Raw genomic sequence first — 17336 nt, 5'->3', positions numbered from 1 at the left:
CTGGCCTCACAGAGTTGAAGGAGGGTCGGTGGGATCGGCCAGGTCGGCCCGCCAGCGGCGTAGCTCGGCCAGTGCCGGCCGCCGCGTCGGGTCCGCCGGGTTTGCCAGATTGGTCGGCTCGGTCTGGTCGACCGTCAGCACGGAGTCCAGGAAGCCCACGGCGGCGGCGCGGTCCGGCGCCGCGACCGGCACCCCATGTGCGGCGGCGGTCCACAGCGCCCGGGCCACCACCCGGGCGGTCCGCAGCGTCGCCGGATTCCCGGCGGCCGACCGGGGCAACCCACCGGTGCTCGGGTCGGCCAGCACCGCTCGGGCGTGTAGGACCGCCGTCTCCAGCGCGCGGACCCGGGCGCCGCGCTCCCGATCGGGTGTGACCAGGGCCAGCTCGGTGGCGATCTCGGCGGCCAGCTCGTGTCCGGCCCGCGCCGCCGCGGACTTCGCGGCGAACCCGGCGGGCTCGCGGCGGGCCACCTCGGCGCGTACGGCCGCCACCCGTTCCTGCACAGCCAGGGCGCGCCGCAGGTCGGCCCGTCGCCCGCCGACGGCCAACCAGGCGGCGTAGTGGTGCAGGTGGAACACCTGCGCTTCACCGAGCGTGTCGATCCGGGCGGCCAGGTCGGACCCGGGCTCCAGGCCGCGCGCTTCGAGGATCGCCGACCACCAGGTCCGGACCGGGGCGTTGCCGGCGGCGGTCCCGGCCGCCGGGTCGGCGGCCACGCCGCGCAGGGCCACGACGCCGATCTCCAGCAGGTACGCCGCGGCGCCGGGGTCGAGCAGGCCGGCACGCCAGGACGACATGGTCCGGTGCTGCACGGCGACCAGCTCCCGTACCGCGGCAGGCGCGTCGCGCTCCTTGCCCGCGATCGCGTCGCTCTCCCGGGACAGATCCCAGACCTGCAGGTACGCCGCGTATGCGGCCAGTTGCAGGGACACCGGATCGTCGGCGGTGAGGACCTCGGCGGCTCGCTCGACCGCGCCGGCCACCAGCTCCCGGGTCGCGGCCCGCAGGTCCGGCCACTCCAGCAGCAACTCGTCGCGGTAGCGCACGTAGTTGGCCGCCACGTGCGTGGCCAGGAGCAGGGCACGCCGTTCCGGCCGCGGGATGCCGGCCAGCGCGTCGGCGGTGGGCGGCACCGGCAGCACGGGCAATGACGTCCGGTTGGCCGCGGGTGTACCGCCGAGGGTGGCCGCGACGAACGGCGCCACCACGGCCCCGACCCGGAGCATGGCATGCACCCGTCGGGAACCGTCGCCGTCCTCGGCCAGCCACACCACGCCGCGGCCCGGTTGGCCGACCCGGAGCAGCCGCACGCACCACGCCGAGGCGACGTCGTCGAGCGCGTCGGGGGTGAACAGCGCCAGACCGGTGCCCGGACCGTCGACCGGACCGTCGACCGGGCCGTCGACCGGGCCGTCTGCCGGGTCGGCGGTTGGGTCGTCGGCGAGCCCGAGCAGTGGCAGGGTCGAGTCGACCAGGTCGAAGTCGGTCGGTCGCCATCGCGAAGCCGGGTCATCGGGGCCGGCACCGCCGCCCGCGGGATGAATCTCCGACGGCGCGTCGTGACCGGCAACCCCGGCCCGGTCGACCTGGGCGCCCCAGCGGGCCGACAGCGACCGCTGCACCTGGCGGGCCTGGACGGCCGCGACCACCAGCGCCGGCTGCGCCCGGTAGACCTCCAACACCAGCCCGGCCCACGTGGCCAGCCGTACCTCGGGGTCGCAACCGGTGGCCGCGAGGTGCCGGCACGCGGCTGCCAGGGCCGAGGTCGGTCCGCACAGCAGCCGGTTCGCGGCGGCGAGCACGGCGGCGGCCTTGGTGTCCGGGCCGTACCGGTTCAGCGTCGCGTTGGTCAGCGCACCCGGAGGCGAACCGGGCTGCGGGAACCAGACCGCCCGACCCGACCAGCTCCAGCCCGAGCCGGGATCGCCCGTGCCGGCCGGGTTGGTCGTGCCGGCCGGGTTGGTCGTGCCACCGGCGGTGTCCAGCCGGGACCGTTCGGTGCGGTCCGGGCTCGGCGCCCCCCGGCCGATCTCCGCGAGGGAGAGCGCGGTGTAGTCACACACCCAGGACCGGTGGTACGGCGGCAGGTCGGCGCCGAGCCCGAACAGCGGGGCCACCTTTCGGGCGACCCGTACCTCCACCACGTCGGAGCGGTGGACCTCGGCAGGCGGGATCTCGGCGGGGAAGACGTGCACGTAGGGCAACTTACCCACAGCTACTGAAGTCTTTCAACTACAAAAGTATCTGAACGTGGGTACGTGTCGCCGAGGCGCGCGCCGGGACGGGCGGGTGTGGACGACCCGAACGGTTGAGGAAGCCCAGCAGACCGGAGTCAGGTGTCGTCGGCAAGGGCCGGCCGGCCAAGTGACCGGCACCCGACAATCACCCCGGCGGCATCTCGGACCGTGTCATGGGGATAGACGAGGTCGTCCCGGTCCGGCCGCGCCTCCGCCACCGGTCGGGCCACGATCAGCAGGACCCCCGGGCGCCGCTCCGGCAGGCCGGTGACGAGCGGCGATGCCGCGGTCCGCTTCAACGGCACCACCAGCGGGCCGATCCGGACGGTCCCATCGGGACGATCGGCGTGCAGCACCACCCGGGCGGGCGGCCCCGCCGGCTCCAGTGCGACGATCTGCCCGTCGCCGATCAGCCGCACCACGTGCGGCGTAAGGTTGCGCACCTCGGGCGCGTCGCCACCGTCGGCCATCGCATCAGCGTAGTCAGGATCCCGACAGCGGGTAACATGCCAGGCCGGCGGGATCCACAATGTCCCGCATGCGCCTAGTGGTCCACATTGCCGGGGAAGCCGACCTGCTGCTCGACTCCCAGCCCCAGAGTCCCCGGGTCACCGAGGAGGTACGTGCGGAGCGGGTGGCACAGCGCCGAGCCGTGCTCGCCGACGTGTTGTCCGACGGAGGCGGTGCGGAGGTGGCCCGCCGGATGCTCACCAAGAACGAGTGGCACGATGACGCTCCCGGCACGTGTCCACCGAGCCCGCTGTTCGGCGTGCTGGACGAGCTGACCGGCCACGATGCGACCCGGGACGTGTCGGTGCTGGTGCTCGGCACCCGGCAGGACCCGGCGCATCCGCTGGACACCGAGCCCATCGCACGAGTCCTCGTCGACGTGCTCGGCCACCTCGCGGCCGGGAACGCCACCTGTCCGGTCGAACGGGCCACCGTCGTGCTCCTCGCCAAGGGCTTGGACGAGAAGGGCGTCGTCGCGGCGGTCACCGACCACCTGGAACCGGCGCCGCGCTACCGGCAGGCGCTGCTCACCTGGGGATCCGGCGCCACCGGGATCGCCATGGGCGTGCTCACCGCGCTGTCCCGTGCCGGCCTGCGGTGGCAGCTCGTACCCACGTCGAAGCCGGGCAGGTATCCGATCATCGACCCGCTCGACGACCTCGACGCCGATCCGGTGGCCGGCGTGCTCGTCCGGTGGCGTCTGTTCGCCGCGCTGGAGGCGGCGGCCACTGCGGATCCGCCGACCGTCCGGCTCGGCGACGCCGCCCGCGACCTGGTCGGCCGGGCCGCGCAACGGCACCGGGACGGCCTGGCGGTCCGCGACTGCGCATCGCTGCGCGCCGTGGTCGCCGACGCCGTGGTCCGCCGCGACGGCACCGCCAGCATGGCCGTGCGTCGCTACGTCACCAGCCGGTACGAAGAACTGCTCGACATCGACCGGGCCGATCACCCCGGGGCCGAGGATCTGCTCCGCCGGGCGGAGCGAACGCTGTGCGACGAGGAAGGCCGTGCGTACGTGACGTTGGGGCCGATGCTCGGCTGGGTGGCGCGGATGCGGGACGAAGATCCGGCGGTCCGGGCATCGATCGGCCTGCCCTCGCACACCTGGCTGTGCTCGCCCGAGGTGCAGGCCCTGCGGAAGATCGGCAACGGCAGCCACTGCCTCAAGCCGCCGGCACCCGGCGAGTCCGGCACCATCGGTGCCTACCTGCGCCGGTACGACGTCGACGGCACCGGCTGGCGGGAGGCAGGGCTTCCCGAACCGGCGGTCACCCCGGCCGACACGGTGCTGGCCGTCTGGCCCGCCGGGACCGGCGACCGTCCGGAGGGGCGCAGGGACCGCACCGGACCGCCCGGGGAACCGGCGGCCGGCACCGATCGGCGGCACTCCGAAACCGTCGGGGAGCAACTGATGGCTGGTCTTCCCGGCGTGGTGACCGCGCACCTTGATGAGGCGCCGAACATCCGGATCCGGGCGGTCGTCTTCGGCACCGAGGGCAGCTACCCGAACGCCGAGTTGGACGTCCAAGCGGTCCGCTCCGGGCTGGCCAGGACCGAGGGCCGACCTCGTGGCGGGAGGCGTAGATCCGGGGGCCGGATCCGCGGTGAGGCATGGGCCGAGCCGGTCCAGGGCAAGGTTCCGGACCTCGCCGCCGTCGAGCGGGCCATCGAGGCCAGGATCACGCCCGGCACCGGGGCGCTGCTGCTCGTACCCACCGGCGGCAAGCCGATCGTGCTGGCGTTGCTGCGCGCGATGCGGCGGATCGGTGCCCGGCACGGGATCCCCCTGTTCGTCCGGGAAATGGCCATACCGAAGACGGCCGGCGCGTACTCGGATGTGCACCTGTGGCCGGCGTTGACCGGCGGAGACCTTCCGCTGCTGCACGCCGCCCGGGCGTCACTGCACAACCTTGAGCTGGACGTGGCCTGGCGGCTGCTCGCCGCATCGGCCATCGGATCCGGCGTCGCGGACGAGACGCGACGGCTGGCCGACGCGTTCGCCAGCCGGCAACCGCTGACCGACGGTGATCAGGGAACCGGCTGGGGCCGGGGCATGATCGCCGAACGCCTGGAACTGGTCGACGACGCGCTCGGACACGTCACGTCACCCGAGGCTCGGATCCGCCTGCTGGTCCTCGCCGCCGACGCGATGGAGGCGTCGGTCAAGGCCGGCTGGCGGGGGGATACGGGAAGTTCCGCGAGTTGTTGGAAGCCGAGGCGTGGTCCGATGATCAGCACGTCGCCCGGTCGGCGCGGGTGTTGCTGCTGCTGAACGCGGCCCGGGACCGTGCACCGATCACCCACGGCACCATCCCCGACGCGGACGCGGTGGTTGCCGCCGCGGCCGACACCCTCGCTCCGGACGAGAGAGGGCTGACCGCCGCCGAGGCCGCGGCGCTGCCCCGCGACGTCGCGACCCTGCTGCGGGCCGCCGTCACCGCGGCCACGGACCTTCGTCCCGGTGGCCCCGGCCGCGGCAACAAACTGCTCGCCCTGCACCGGCGGATCGGCGCGAAGATCGACGCCGCCATCACCCTGCGACCGACCCGCTGACATCGGGCACCCACGCCTCCTTGCGGACTACCGCTGCCCGCCGTTGAGGTGCGCGTACCTGGCGCCGGCCTCGGCGAACCAGTGTGCGATCTGATCCAGCGTCACGTCGGCGAAGGCCAGGCTGATGGCGGCTCGTTCGAACGTGTCCAGGAACGCCCGGATGTCGCCCGGAGGCAGCAGCGCGGTGTCGGCGAACAGCGAGAGGTGCATCCGGTCGCCGGTGCCACGGACACCCATGAACAGGTCCTTGTTCTTCTCCGGCACCTGCTCCGGCCAGGAGAACGTTGTGGACTCGGCCATCGCCCCCAGCTCGGCCGGGGTGGCGGGCAACCTGCTCGGCCTGCCCGGGAGCTGCGACCAGATGTCGTTGAACTGGCAGCCTCGCCCGGCCCCGGCGGCGTCGAGGATTCCTTGTACGACCCGCTTGCGGTGCCACCCGTATCTCCTGGCCTCCGCGGTGATCGCCGCGCAGTGCGCGACGAGCCCGGCGAACGAGTCCGGAGTCAGGTCGATGACGGTCAGGATGCTCTGGCTGAGACTGCACACCGTGCCGGCCAGCGCCGGATCGGCGCGATTGCCCAGCAACAGGTCGATCGGATAGGCCCGTCCGGGGCAGACGCAGCGCATCAGCGCGCTGGTGATGGCCAGCAACAGGACCGAGGTGCTTGTCCGGTGGCGGCGGGCGGCCGGACCGATGGCGACGGCGAGGGCGGACGATTCCAGTTGCCCGCGGTGGAACCGCGGCGTGGCCGGTGTGGCGCGCGCGGGCAGCATGTCCGGGTGGGCGCGGTCGAGTTGCTGCCTGATGAAGCGGGCCGCCTCGATGTTGCGGAGCTGTCCCGCTGGCCGACCTTCCACCGCTGCCATGTCGGCGGGTTGTCGGCAGTGCCGGGGCGGCGGCCACGGCCGGCCGTCGGCGCGGGCCTGCAGCATCGCACCAAGCTCGGTGACCAGCAGGTCGGCGCCGATGAAGTCGGCGGACAGGTGCGAGACGGCGAAGGCCAGCAGGATCGGGATGCCGTCCTGCAGGATGACCGAGAACCGGATCGGCAGTTCCTTCTCGTGGTCGAATCCGGCTTCGGACGCGCGCACCAGGCAGTCGGTGACGATGCTGGAGTAGTCGGTCGGGTCGTCGGCGGGCCGGTCGACAATCTCCACCGGCATCGTTCCCGCGCTGAGGATCTCCTGCCTGGCGTCGCCGCTGGCCGTCCGGTGGTACATCGTCCGCAGCGCTTCGTTGCGGCGGGCGAGTTCGCCGAGGCTCTCCAGCGCGTCACCCACGCTCAACAGCAGCGGAATCGGCATCCACCGGGTGAGCACGGCGTAGTTGCGGGCGTCGTCGAGATTGCCGATGAGGTCCCAGATCATCTCCTGACCCCAGGTCAGCGGCGCCGTCCGGGCGCGCCCGCCGTGGAACTCGACGTCGGTCGTGTACGCAGTGATCATGAGGAGCCTCGCACCTCCACCGGGGTGGGTATGGGGCCGCCGGCCGGGGTGCGGCGGGGCAGCAGGACATGCCGCAGGCAGAAGATCGAGTACGTCAGCCCGGTGGTCCAACTCGCGACCACGGCCCACATCACCGCCTGGATTCCGAACGGTCGACTGAGCAGGTAGGCGAAGGGCAACTGGACCAGACCGAAGGCGAGAATCGTGCAGATGAGCGGCACCGTGGTCCGGCGGGCGCCGTTGAGGTAGCCGTGCAGCACCACCATGACGGTGTAGAGCGCGAAGAACGGGTAGATGATCAACAGGTACCGCCCGGCGACCTCGCGGGCGGCCGGGTCGTCGGTGAACACGGCGACGATCGGCCGGTGCGCGGCGAGGACCACGGCGGAGAACACCACGGTCAGACCGACGGTGAGCCCGAGGGTCTGTACCAGTGCCCGCCGTGCCCGCTCGATGTCTCCCGCGCCGAGATTCTGTGCCGCGAAGGTGGTCATGGCGCCGGAGAAGGACAGGAACAGGATCGCGGTGAACGCTTCGATCCGCGAGACGATGGTGAAGCCGGCCATCACCGTCTCGCCGTACCGTTCGATGATCCAGACCAGCACCATGATGCCGAGAGCCAGGATGATGTGCTGCGTCGCCAGGGGGAGGCCGAGCCGGATGGCGTCGGCCAGTTCACCTCGTACGGCGGGCGTGGCGGGCCGGCCCGCCGGCAGCGGGTAGAGCCGGCCCGAGGCGAGGACCCCGACCACCGCCGCGACGGTGGCGGACACCGCCGTGGCCAGCGCGCCGCCGCCGACACCGAGCCCCAGCCCGCCGACGAACAGCCAGGCCAACCCGATGTTGATCACGTTGCCGGTGGCCTGTACCCACATCGCCGCCCGGGAGTTGCCGAGACCCCGCAGGTAGGCGCTGACGGCCGCGGACCCGAACATGCCAGGAAAACCGATGGAGAGTATCCCGATGAAGTGGGCGCACTGCCCGGCCAGCGTGCCGGTGATTCCCATCAGCGCCAGGACCGGCTTCGCGAGCACGGTGACCAGCACGATGGACCCGAGGGTCCAGCCGACGGTCACCGTGGCCAGCGCCACCACCACGTCGCGTCGTTGCTCGTCCCGCTGGCCGCCGCGCAGGTGCGCCAGCCGGATGGTGAACGCGGTGCCGAGACCGATGAACATGGCGTTCAGCAGGTAGAACAACGGGCCGCTCGCCCCGACCGCGGCAAGCCCCTCGACGCCGACGTAGCGCCCGACGACGATGCCGTCGACAAGCAGATAGGCCTGCATGAACAGGCTCGCCGCGGTCAGCGGAAGGGCGAAACCGACTATCTGCCGTACGGCCGGCCCGCGGGTCATGTCGGTCATGACGTCCTCTGATCCTGGTCGCGGATCACAGGGAACTCGCCGCGAAGTCCCGCAGATCCTCGATGTGATAGGCGATCTCGGCTGTGGTCCGGTCCGCGAGCAGGTCCGCGACGTCGTAGGAGACGCCGTGGTAGACCGCGATGTGGTTGGCCACCGTGGTGGCCATCAGCGAGTCGCCGCCCAGGTCGAAGAAGTCGGCCTCGACGTCGAGCCGGTCGTAGCCGAACGCGAGCGCCAGGCACCTCGCCACGGACAGCTCGACGTCGGAGTACTGCTCGTCCGGGCGGCCGTCGAGGTGCACCGTCACCGCCTCGATCGTCGTACGGATCTTGTCGGTGGCCTTCGCGAGCCGTTCCTCCAACGCGTGCATCTGCTGTTGCACGGTCGCCTCGATGTCGTCGGAGAGCGCGACGTCGTACGAGCGCAACAGGTGGATGAGCTCGCCACCGTAGTTGAGCTCGCCGGCGAACAGTCGCGACCGGCCCGAGCGCAGACCCGCGTCGAGTACGGCCAGGCCGACGGCCGTCGGCAGCGCCTTGAACATCGTGTCACCGTTGGTGCCGTAGTCCACCGCCATGCCGATCTCCTTCCAGGCCACCCAGTCCACCGCGAGCATGTGGCACCGGCCGCCCGACTGGGACCGGGCGAGGTTGTCGAGGTAGTAGTTGGCCGCCGCGTAGTCGGCCTGCCCCGGCGCGGGAAACACCGAGGCGACCGAGGAGAAGTGGGCGATGAAGTCCGGCGGATCGGTCCGGGTCGACTCCTTCAGTACGAAGGCGGAGTGCAGTTTCGCCCGTACGACGGCGTCGAACTCGTCGAGCTGGCGGAACATGACAGTGCTTCCGCCGGGCAGCCCGGCCGCGTGCACGATGCCGTCGATCCGGCCGTGGTCGGCGCGCAACTGGGCCACCGCCTCGGCGAGCGCCTTGCTGTCCCCGGCGTCGACCGCCATCGCGAGCACGCGGGCACCCAGCGCCTCGATGTCGCGCACGGTCTGGATCCGGGTCGTCACGGCGCTCTCGGACGCCGATGCCGGCAGTTCGTCCCACCGCTCGCGGGGCGGTAGCCCGGACCGGCTGAGCAACACGACCGTGATGTCCGGCTGCGCGGTGGCGAAGTCGCGGGCGACGGCGAGGCCGAGGGCACCGGTGCCGCCGGTGATCAGGTACGTGCCACCGGATCTGAGGTACGGCCGCGGACCGGGATCCCCGGTGGTCAGCTCGATGTCGGGGACCTCGACGAAGACCTCGCGCATGCGCTGCTCGCCGCGCAGCACCGACAGCCCGTACGCGTCGCCCAGGATCTCGGCGCGTACCGCGGCCGCCGGCACGGACATGTCGACGTCGACGTGTTTGACCTGGACGTACGGGTACTCACGGACGAGCACCTTGCCGAAGCCGACAAGCGCGGCGTTGTCCGTGACCGTCGCGGCGTCACCCTCGTCCGCGCTGATCGCCGTCCGGGTGAGCACGATCAGGTCGAGTTTGGCTCCGGCCGCCATCAACGCCTTCGACAGGTGGAAGAGCCCGTGCAGGTTCTTCGCCGACCGGCTTTCGATCTCTTCGATGTCGGCCGCCGGCGCCGACTCGAACGCCAGCGCGTACACGAGGTGCGTGACCTGGTGTTCGTCGGCCAGCCGGACGAGGTGCTCGTACGCGGCGGGGCTGTCGGCGCTGAACGTCGGACCGTCCGGGCCGAGCGGTTCCCCGAGCCGGATGATCCGGCTGCCGTCGGTCAGCGCGGGGGCCAGCACCGCCTCGGCGTCGGTCGACGGGTCGATCAGGGCAAGCATCGTGCCGGTGCCGGTGCCGGTGCCGGTGCCGGTCGGGGTCGGCTCTGGCGCCGGCACCGGTCGCAGCCGGACATCGTGGGTGACCGGATGTTGTGCGGTGGTCCGTTCCAGGGACATCGTCTGGCGCCAGTCCTGCGGGAAGTCCAGCCAGGCGGTCGTCTCGTCGAAGACGTAGTGGGGCAGCCGGACGATGCGGTGCTTCCGGCCCGCTGCCAGCCTCCGCCAGTCGACCGGCTCACCCCGCAGGTACGCCTGTGCGGTCTCGGCGAGCGCACCGGTGACCTGCGGTCCGTCGTCGGCGAGGATCCGTTCGATGCCGGCACGGAGGTCGTCGATGCCGGTGACGGCCAGCGCGATCCGGTACCGGTGTGCCGAGCGCGACAGTTGCGTCGTGTGGCAGACGTCGGCGATGTCGATGCCGGCGAGCCCGCCCTCGTCGATGAACCGCAGGTAGCCGCGCAACAGCCCGGACAGCGAGCGGATGGTGGCCCCGCTGAGGGTGAACAGGTGTTCGCCGCTCGGATGGTCGCCCGCCGGGTCGGTTGCCGGGGCCGGTGCGATGTGTTCCTCGACGACCACGTGGGCGTTGGTGCCGCCGAGGCCGAATGCGCTGACGCCACAGCGGCGCGGTCCGCCGTCGGTCTCCCACGGCCGCAGGCTGGTCGGGACGAACAACGGCCCGGATGTGAAGTCGAGCTGCGGGTTGGGGCTGACGAAGTTGGCCTGCGGCGGGAGTTGGCGGTGCCGAAGCACCGCCACCGCCTTGAGCAGGCCGATCACTCCGGAGCCCTCGAACAGGTGCCCGACGTTGGCTTTGACCGTGCCGACGGCGCAGAAGCTCCGGTCCGTCGTGTGTTCGGCGAAGGCCAACTTCATGCCTTCGTGCTCGATCGGGTCGCCCACCCGGGTGGCGGTGCCGTGCGCCTCGAAGTAACCGAGCGTACGCGGGTCGATTCCGGCGTTCTCCCAGGCGGCCAGCAGCAGATCGGCCTGTGACCGGGCGCTCGGGCTGGTGATGCCGTCGGTGTGGCCGTCGTGGTTGACCGCGCTGCCCCTGATGACGGCGTAGATCTCGTCACCGTCGGCCAGCGCCCGGTCGGTCCGCTTGAGCACGACCGCCCCGGATCCCTCGCCGAAGCCGGTGCCGTCGGCCGCCTCGTCGAAGGTGCGCGTCACACCGTCGGAGGATTCGATGCCGATCGCCGAGTGCGGGTGCTTGACCGGGGCGAAGACGATCCGTGCGCCACCGACCACCGCCATGTCGCAGTCGCCGGCCATCAGGGCGTTCTTCGCCTGGTGCACCGCGACCAGCGTCGCCGAGCAGGCGGTGTCGACGACGAGGCTGGGACCGCGCAGATCGAGCAGGTGTGACAGCCGGTTGGCGAGCATCGCCGGGATGTTGCCGGTGATCGCCTGCTGGCTCAGGGAGGGCTCCACCCGGGAGATGTAGTCCATGTAGGTCGAACCCGGGTTCGTGGCGAAGCCGACGAAGACTCCGGTACGGCTGCCGCGCAGCCGGTCCGCCGAGTACCCGGCGTCCTCCAGGGCGAGGAACATGGCGCGGAGGACCATGCGGTGGTGCGGGTCGGTCAGGGCGGCCTGCCGGGGCGTCATGCCGAACGCCGCGTAGTCGAACGTGTCGACCGAGTCGAGATAGCAGCCGTTGTGGAAGTCCAGACCGTCGTCGTCGACCGGTTCGACGGTCGTCGCCCGCAGGTAGTGGATGTACTCGCTCAGGGTCTCCCGGCGGTGCTGCGGAAAGGGCCTGGTGAGGCTCGCGCCGGTGCTGACGACGCGCCAGAGATCGTCCAGACCCTCGACCCCGGGTAGCCTCACCGAGGCGCCAACAATGGCGATGCTCATCCGATCGTCCCTTCAGTGGATTCTGCTCACCAGCGCGCTGAGGGTGCCGCCGTTGACTTCGTCGAAGTGGGTGACTCCCGAGGCCCGCAGGGTGGTGACCGCTCGTACCCACTGCACGGGTGCGCAGACCTGGCCGGCCAGCAGGTCGGCACCCGATTCCGGGTCGAAGATTTCGCCGTTGACGCTGGAAACGACCGAGCCGGTCGCGGTGCCGAAGGTGCAGTTCGCCAGGACCGCTCGCAACGCCGGCTCCACCGGGGCCATCAGCGGGGTGTGGAACGGTCCGCTGACGTTGATCGGGACGACACGTGCGCCGGGAAGCGCGCCGATCGCCTTCGCGGCCACGGCCACCTCGGTCCGGTCGCCGGCTATCGTCGTCTGCGTGTCGGCGTTGTAGTTGGCGATGTGCACCTGGGTGAGGCCGGCCTCCTGGAGGGCACGTCGGACGAATGCCGCCGGTACGCCCTGGACCGCCGACATTCCGCCGCCGGTGATGCCGGCCATCAGTGCGCCGCGCTGCTCGACGATCCGTAGCGCCGTCGGGAAGTCGAGCACACCCGCGGCGACGAGTGCATTGTATTCGCCAAGGCTGTGGCCGGCGAAGAACTGGTAGTCGCCGGCGCCGTCGGCGATTTGCCGCATGCCCATCATGGCGTTGACGACGAACACGGCCGGCTGGCCGTAACGGGTGTCCCGTAGTCTTCGGTCCGGGTCCCTCGTACACAACTGTTCGATCGAGTAACCAAGAATGTCGTCCGCCAGGGTGGTGATGTCCGGGAACCGGGCGAAAAGGTCAGCTCCCATTCCTCTGCGTTGGACACCCTGGCCGGGGAAGATTAGACATCGCATTATGGCCTCCTGGTGCCCGTGACGCGACGGATGGCTGGAACGGTGTGAATCGCACGCGTCGGGCAGCGGTGCCCAGACATTCCCTGGTGAATCGTCGGGCGGCCGCTCCGGGACCGTAGTCCACGATGCGGTCGATCGAGGCGTCGGCGATCGCGTGCGACGCCACCAGTTCCCATTCGATCGGCCGCAGGAGCACCTGCTGGAGGAACTCGTCGATGAAGTCCGGCGAGCTCTGCAGGTTGCGCGGGGCGTCGGTGGCGTACACCGGCAGCCCGAGCTGCGCACCGTCGGGTAATCGGCCGATGAATCGACGGTCCTGGTCGATCCGGTCCGCGGCCGGCGCCATGTGCCGGCTGTGGAAGGGAACGGTGTTGTTGAGGAACAGCCAGGTGGCGCCGGCCCGCTCGAACGCCGCCGCGTGGGTGAAGTAGAACTCCAGGAGCTCGATGGTCGGTCCACTCAGGACGTGAGAGCTCGGCGAGTTCGCCAGGCTCACCGAGAGGGAGCCGCCGTCGCGGTTGAACCCGGCGACGGCATCGACGAGCTCGTGACGGGGCAGGCCGGCAAGCGAGGCCATGGGGCCGGGACCAGCGCCCCGACGAACCCTTGCCCGGTAACGGCCCACCGCGCTCCGGTCCGGGTCTGCCGCGGTGGCGAGCTGCTGGCCGCGAGCGAGGCTGACCGCGACCAGCCGCAGAAAGGCGGCGACGGTGTCGAGGAAGTCGTCCATCCGTCGCAGTCGCAGGCCCGCGACGATTGCCGCGAGCAGGCCGATGCTGTGGCCCAACGCCGCGACGCAGCCGTCCTCCTGCCGTCTGGCCGGTTGCAGACAACATGCCTGATAGGTGTACACGCACAGCCCGGCGACGAACGAATCGATCGGTGCTTCGTCCGGCTCAAACGAGCGCCGCTCCAGTATCGAGCGGAAACTGAATCGACGAGCCGAGGTCGAATCCAGGTAGTCGGTCACCTCGTCCATGGTTTGGAGGACAACCTGAAAGAACGCCGCATTCTCCGGGCTCGCGTACATTCTGCGAAGCTCCGGAATGAGGCCCTCGTGATTGCTGCCCAGGCCGTCGAAGAGTAAAAGCGTACGCACAGCCAACCTTCTATTGTCGGGCTGCAGTGATCGAGTCGAAAGCTCTGCGAGATGTCACGAATTTGTGCCTACTGCCTGTCTGGCCCAGGAATCAGGTTAGCAGCGCTCCGTGGCCGCGGCAATACCGAACGATGCGATTCAATGCCAACTTGCCTTTCGCATGATCCGGAAATCGGGCGGCGATGCGAGTTTTGTTTCGCGTGTGTGGCTAATCGGTAACGGTGGATGGGCACTGCCTCGACTCGGCCCTTCATCGCCAGGCGGTCAGGGGCGGTAGCGGTAGCCCATCCCCGGCTCGGTGATCAGGTGCCGGGGCCGGGCCGGGTCGTCCTCCAGTTTGCGCCGCAACTGGGCCATGTACTGCCGCAGGTAGTTCGTCTCGTGCTGGTACTCCGGACCCCACACGTCGTGCAGGAGCTGCCGCTGGCTGACCAGCTTGCCGGGATTGCGCAGCAGCTTCTCCAGCATCGCCCACTGGGTCGGGGTGAGCCGTACCTCCGTGCCGTCGTCGCGGGTGACGGTCCGGTCGGCCAGGTCGACGGTGTGCCGGCCGATCCGCAGCGCCGGGCCGGTCGGGCCGGCCGGGCCGAGCCGGCGGGTGACGGCCCGGATGCGGGCGAGCAGTTCGTCCACCCCGAACGGCTTGGTGACGTAGTCGTCGGCGCCGGCGTCGAGCGCGGAGACCTTGTCCTCGCTGCCGGCCCGCCCGGACAGCACGATGATCGGTACGGTGGTCCAGCCGCGCAGCCCGCGGATCACCTCGACGCCGTCCAGGTCGGGCAGGCCGAGGTCGAGCACCACCAGGTCCGGCGGTTGGCTGGCGGCGGCGCGCAGCGCGCTGGTGCCGTCCGGCGCCACCTGGACGTCGTAGCCGCGTGCCCGCAGGTTGATCCGCAGGGCGCGCAGGATCTGCGGTTCGTCGTCGACCACCAGGATGCGGGTCATCCCGTGGCACCTTCGGCCGCGGGCAGCCGCAACACCATGGTCAGGCCGCCGCCCGGGGTGGTTTCGGGGGTGATGCTGCCGCCCATCGCCTCGGCGAGCCCGCGGGACAGCGCCAGCCCCAGGCCCACCCCGGTCTGGTTGTCGCGGTCGCCGAGGCGCTGGAACGGCAGGAAGACGTGCTCCCACTGGTCCTGCGGGATGCCGGGACCGGTGTCGATGACCCGCAGTTCGACCTGGCCGGCGTGCGCGCTGGCGGTGATCCTGGGCGGCTGCCAGGGTGGGCTGTGCCGCAGGGCGTTGGCCACGATGTTCACCAGTACCCGTTCCAGCAGGCCGGGGTCGGCCGCGGCGGCCGGCAGGTCGGCGGGAATGTCGGTGACCACGCCGGTGGCGACCGGCCCGAGTTCGTCCAGCGCCCGGGGTACGGCGTCCTCCAGCCCGATGGCGGTGGCTGTGACGCCGAGGGCGCCGGCCTGGAGGCGGCCCATGTCGAGCAGGTTGGCCACCAGCGCGCCGAGCCGGTCCAGGGACTCGTCGGCGGTGGCCAGCAGCTCCGCCCGATCCTCGTCGTCGAACTCGACGTCGTGGCTGCGCAGGCTGCTCACGGCCGCCTTGGCCGAGGCCAGCGGGGTACGCAGGTCGTGGCTGACCGCGGCGAGCAGGGCGGTGCGCATCCGGTCGGCCTCGGCGAGCGGCCGGGCGGTGGCGGCCTCCTCGGCGAGGCGTTCCTGGCGCAGCGCGACGGCCGCCTGGGCGGCGAACGCCTCGACGACCCGCCGGTCGGCGGCCTCCAGCGGGCGGCCGGCGAGCACCACGGTGAGCCGGTCGTCCACCGGTACGGCGGTCTCCCCGGCCTGCGGGGTGCCCGGCGGCCGGTCGCCGACGCCGGCCACCACGCGCCACGGCGCGTCGGTCCCGGCCGTCCCCGGGCCGGCCGGACCCGAGGCGACCGGACCCGGACCGACCGGACCCGGACCCGGACCCGGACCGACCGGACCCGGACCCGGACCGACCGGACCCGAGGCGACCGGACCCGGACCGACCGGACCCGGGTCGGCCGGGCCGTCGCCGGCGGTGCCCGGGCCGGCGGTCCGCTCCAGCACGCTGACCGCGCGCAGCCCGAACGTCTCCCGCAGCCGGTCCAGCAGCGCGGGCAGCGGACGTTCCCCGCGCAGCACGCTGCCCGCCACGGTGGCCAGGGTCTGCGCGTCGGCGGAGGCCCGCGCCGCCTCCCGGGTACGCTTCGCCGCCACGTCGACCACCGCGCTCACCGAGACCGCGACGCCCACGAAGACGCCGATCGCGAGCAGGTTGTCCGCCGCGGCGATGGTGAGGGTGTGGTACGGCGGGGTGAAGTACCAGTTGAGCAGCAGGGATCCGCCGAGCGCGGCGACCAGCGCCGGCCACATGCCGCCGACCAGGGCGACCCCGACGACGGTGGCCAGGAACAGCAGGATGTCGCTGGTCAGGGTGAGACCGGGCAGCGTCTGCAGCAGCGCGGTGAGCCCCGGCATGCCGAGGACGGCGAGCGCGAACCCGAGCAGCCGCCGCCGGCGGGACAGCACGGCCGGCGTTCCGGAGCGCCGCCGTCCCCGCCCGACCTCGGGGTGGGTGACCAGGTGGACGTCGATCGGCCCGGACAGCGCCGTGGTGGTGACCCCGACGCCGCGGGAGAAGAGCTGGGCGACCCGGCCGCGGCGGCTGGCCCCGAGCACGAGTTGGGTGGCGTTGACGCCGCGGGCGAAGTCCAGCAGCGCCGCCGGGATGTTGGTGCCGAGCACCTGGTGGTAGGTGCCGCCGAGGCTTTCCACGAGCACCCGCTGGCGGGCGAGCTGGGCCGGGTCGGCCCCGGCCAGGCCGTCGCTGCGGGCCACGTGCACGGCCAGCAGGTCGGCGCCCCTGCCGCGGGCGGCGATCCGGGCCGCCCGCCGGATCAGCGTCCCGCCCTCCGGGCCGCCGGTCAGCGCCACCACCACCCGCTCCCGGGCCTCCCAGGTGTCGGAGATGCCGTGCTGGTTCCGGTACGCGTCGAGCTGCTCGTCGACCTTGTCGGCGAGCCAGAGCAGGGCGAGTTCCCGCAGCGCGGTCAGGTTGCCGACCCGGAAGTAGTTGCCCAGCGCGGCGTCGATCCTGTCGGGGCGGTAGATGTTGCCGTGCGCCATCCGGCGGCGCAGCGCCTCCGGGGTCATGTCGACCAGCTCGACCTGTTCGGCGGCCCGGACCACCCGGTCGGGCACGGTTTCCCGCTGGGTGGTGCCGGTGATCTGCGCGACGACGTCGTTCAGCGACTCCAGGTGCTGGATGTTCACGGTGGTGAGCACGCTGATCCCGGCGTTCAGCAGCTCCCGCACGTCCTGCCAGCGCTTCTCGTGCCGGCCGCCGGGCACGTTGGTGTGCGCCAGTTCGTCGACCACGGCGACCTCGGGCCGGCGGGCCAGCACGCCGTCGAGGTCCATCTCGGTGAACCCGGTGCCCCGGTAGCGGACGGTACGCCGGGGGACCACCTCAAGGTCGCCGAGCATCGCCGCCGTGTGCGGCCGGCCGTGCGTCTCGACCAGGCCGATCACCACGTCGGTGTTCCGCTCGGCCCGCCGGTGCGCCTCCTGGAGCATCGCGTACGTCTTGCCGACACCCGGGGCGGCACCGAGGTAGATGCGCAGTTCTGCCCGGGGCACGG

At 71.7% G+C, this 17336-nt stretch carries 11 protein-coding genes; 2 read left to right on the top strand and 9 right to left on the bottom strand.

The features are described 5' to 3' along the window. Positions 1–6: 6 nt before the first annotated feature. Entirely contained in the window at positions 7–2214 is a 2208-nt protein-coding gene (locus tag CIK06_RS16980; RefSeq protein ID WP_232533673.1) for a hypothetical protein, read from the bottom strand. Between the two features lie 119 nt (positions 2215–2333). Next, entirely contained in the window at positions 2334–2708 is a 375-nt protein-coding gene (locus CIK06_RS16975; protein WP_095565651.1) for a hypothetical protein, read from the bottom strand. A gap of 68 nt (positions 2709–2776) precedes the next feature. Between CIK06_RS16975 and CIK06_RS16970 the strand changes: the two genes are divergently transcribed. Together CIK06_RS16970 and CIK06_RS16965 are read left to right on the top strand one after the other, a co-directional pair. After that, a complete protein-coding gene (locus tag CIK06_RS16970) occupies positions 2777–5020 on the top strand; it encodes a hypothetical protein (RefSeq protein WP_157756808.1) in 2244 nt (747 codons plus the stop codon). Beyond that, complete coding sequence (locus tag CIK06_RS16965) at positions 5005–5301, top strand: hypothetical protein (RefSeq protein ID WP_095565649.1); 297 nt, start codon at positions 5005–5007, stop codon at positions 5299–5301. Before CIK06_RS16970 ends, CIK06_RS16965 begins: the two co-directional genes overlap by 16 nt. Before the next feature lie 27 nt (positions 5302–5328). On the opposite strand, the gene CIK06_RS16960 is transcribed toward CIK06_RS16965, so the two are convergent. From CIK06_RS16960 to CIK06_RS16930, 7 genes are all read right to left on the bottom strand, one after another. Next, positions 5329–6747, bottom strand: a complete 1419-nt coding sequence (locus CIK06_RS16960; protein WP_095565648.1) for a condensation domain-containing protein — start codon at positions 6745–6747, stop codon at positions 5329–5331. Then, positions 6744–8111, bottom strand: coding sequence for an MATE family efflux transporter (locus CIK06_RS16955; RefSeq protein WP_095565647.1), 1368 nt, complete (start codon positions 8109–8111; stop codon positions 6744–6746). The genes CIK06_RS16960 and CIK06_RS16955 overlap by 4 nt, the downstream gene beginning before the upstream one ends. Positions 8112–8136: 25 nt before the next feature. Further along, positions 8137–11766, bottom strand: coding sequence for a type I polyketide synthase (locus CIK06_RS16950; protein ID WP_095565646.1), 3630 nt, complete (start codon positions 11764–11766; stop codon positions 8137–8139). 12 nt (positions 11767–11778) lie between these two features. Then, positions 11779–12570, bottom strand: a complete 792-nt coding sequence (locus CIK06_RS16945; protein ID WP_157756807.1) for an ACP S-malonyltransferase — start codon at positions 12568–12570, stop codon at positions 11779–11781. After that, positions 12560–13720, bottom strand: a complete 1161-nt coding sequence (locus CIK06_RS16940) for a hypothetical protein (RefSeq protein WP_157756806.1) — start codon at positions 13718–13720, stop codon at positions 12560–12562. Before CIK06_RS16940 ends, CIK06_RS16945 begins: the two co-directional genes overlap by 11 nt. A 258-nt stretch (positions 13721–13978) precedes the next feature. After that, a complete protein-coding gene (locus CIK06_RS16935; RefSeq protein WP_095565643.1) occupies positions 13979–14659 on the bottom strand; it encodes a response regulator in 681 nt (226 codons plus the stop codon). Then, positions 14656–17334, bottom strand: coding sequence for a DUF4118 domain-containing protein (locus CIK06_RS16930; protein ID WP_095565642.1), 2679 nt, complete (start codon positions 17332–17334; stop codon positions 14656–14658). Before CIK06_RS16930 ends, CIK06_RS16935 begins: the two co-directional genes overlap by 4 nt. Positions 17335–17336 lie beyond the last annotated feature (2 nt).

The organism is Plantactinospora sp. KBS50, from assembly GCF_002285795.1.
GTDB lineage: Bacteria > Actinomycetota > Actinomycetes > Mycobacteriales > Micromonosporaceae > KBS50.
Note: the sequence above shows the minus strand (reverse complement) of the source record. Positions and strands in the feature narration are given on the sequence as shown.

Coding starts and splice junctions, on each gene's coding strand:
- CIK06_RS16970 (WP_157756808.1), top strand. CDS start 2,777: ATGCGCCTAGTGGTCCACATTGCCGGGGAAGCCGACCTGCTGCTCGAC.
- CIK06_RS16975 (WP_095565651.1), bottom strand. CDS start 2,708: ATGGCCGACGGTGGCGACGCGCCCGAGGTGCGCAACCTTACGCCGCAC.
- CIK06_RS16945 (WP_157756807.1), bottom strand. CDS start 12,570: ATGGGAGCTGACCTTTTCGCCCGGTTCCCGGACATCACCACCCTGGCG.
- CIK06_RS16955 (WP_095565647.1), bottom strand. CDS start 8,111: ATGACCGACATGACCCGCGGGCCGGCCGTACGGCAGATAGTCGGTTTC.
- CIK06_RS16950 (WP_095565646.1), bottom strand. CDS start 11,766: ATGAGCATCGCCATTGTTGGCGCCTCGGTGAGGCTACCCGGGGTCGAG.
- CIK06_RS16960 (WP_095565648.1), bottom strand. CDS start 6,747: ATGATCACTGCGTACACGACCGACGTCGAGTTCCACGGCGGGCGCGCC.
- CIK06_RS16935 (WP_095565643.1), bottom strand. CDS start 14,659: ATGACCCGCATCCTGGTGGTCGACGACGAACCGCAGATCCTGCGCGCC.